Source organism: Kistimonas ophiarachnellae (genome assembly GCF_057552235.1).
Window position 1 is genome coordinate 1 of sequence record NZ_BAAJPA010000039.1, and the last position, 1,725, is coordinate 1,725.

Here is a 1,725-nt window from a genome sequence, read left to right on the forward strand (position 1 = left end):
CAATTAAATCCAGGTGACGCCTACGGCGCACCTGATTTATGCGTTAGGCGAGTCAAAATACATCATCTGAGATCATATCAGGAAAATCAATCCTCATATCAGATGAATATTTACTCCTATTCACAACAATATTATTGTCAGCATCTCCAACTTGTATAATTTCATCATTAAACAATAGCTTCCAAAGATTAACCCTCTCTGGTGAATAGACTGTATAATTACACCAAATTTGCAACTTATGATCAGGAGCTTCCATGCATTCAGTTATAATCAACCCATAACTAGTTCTTCCCATAAAAAACCAAGACGATTTGTATTGAGCGAACGAAATACTACCCCTATCAAGCTCACAAACATCAAATACTGGTATATTTTCGAGCGAAGAGAAGTAGTACCCTGTTGCAGAGTAAACTTCACCTGAGTAATCTGCTGTATATACTTCATCAGTATATTCATCCCTATCTGTGTACTCGATTAGAGATTCCCCAATATCAAAGGCTGTGAGACAAATTGAATCGTTGTTGTCTTTATAAAGAACAAATCTTTCATAACTGCTATAGTCCGAAGAAAATAATTTTGTTTTTATGTTCAGTTCTGGTATCTCAAAGTACAATGAAAATGCGAAGCCATCGACAGAAAAACATTTATTTCTATCATTACGACTCACAGACTTAACGCTGAAATTGATCCCAGGTCTTTCAAAATAATAATCTTCATCGACATCATTCTCGTCTTCAGAAGTCTCTTCATATACAGTTCGAGAGTGCTGTAATCCTAGTTCCATGAGTTTATCCTCAATAGACTGAAAACTTCTTTTGTGATACGAGGACAATTCATAACCATCAGAACCTGCTTTAAAAGCTTCGACTAAAGAATGTACTTCTGAATCAGACCAAGGCTTATCTTCAGACTCATGCCTAAAAAACAACATAATACGCACTCTAATGTTTTCATTTTTCTAATTATGTCATTACATCAAGAAATTACACTAGAAATAAAATCCTCAATCAAAATGCCTAGTTTTAGCAACGAAATACAAACTAGTGAAAGCGCCTAACAAGAAAATCAAAGGGACGCCTACGGCGCCCCTTATTTAGGCGTTATACGGCTTAATCAAATAATTCCAGCTCATAGAGAGAAGTATATGAGTAAAGATAGTAATATAATCAGTCTCATCATTGAAGTTGAAGATTGGGCTGTTTACGACAGCCGATTTGAATTGTTTGAAGATATAGAGCCTTTTGCAATTAGCTTTTATCCTTCCTCAATGAGAAGAGGAAAGAAAGAAAAATATATGCATCATCAAAAGAATAACAAATATAAATTGCAAGGCTAAATAATATTCACTAGCTGTAGTTCATGGGTTGTCGATTGCGGTATTAGACTTTTTAGCCTTGAACCTCTAGATATTACATATAAATCTGGTGACTTTATTTCCTGTGACGTGCAGTTAGCATTTGAACCATTATTTGACATATACGATCTAGCTGACGAAGAAGGATTTCCTAAAATCGTGTATCACTGGAGTTTTAAGAAAATATATCAAAGGCTTATGCACTTGAAAAAAACAGGAGACAATGTGTATGAAGTTACCGATAAATGTCATAAAACAATTGAATTAGAATCACATGATGACTATGAATGGCAAAATGCTGATAGCAAATACCATTCATACTATGAAGTTCATTGCTTGCTGCAGGATGTTGAGCCAATCCTAGCCGCCGT

Annotated in this window: 2 protein-coding genes; one reads left to right on the forward strand and one right to left on the reverse strand. The window is 35.1% G+C overall.

All coding sequences use genetic code 11. From position 1 onward, the window contains the following. Positions 1–52: 52 nt before the first annotated feature. Positions 53–940, reverse strand: coding sequence for a hypothetical protein (locus AC27K1_RS21510; protein WP_487152846.1), 888 nt, complete (start codon positions 938–940; stop codon positions 53–55). 204 nt (positions 941–1,144) lie between these two features. On the opposite strand from AC27K1_RS21510, the gene AC27K1_RS21515 reads away from it, so the two are divergent. Further along, entirely contained in the window at positions 1,145–1,336 is a 192-nt protein-coding gene (locus AC27K1_RS21515) for a hypothetical protein (RefSeq protein WP_487152847.1), read from the forward strand. Positions 1,337–1,725 lie beyond the last annotated feature (389 nt).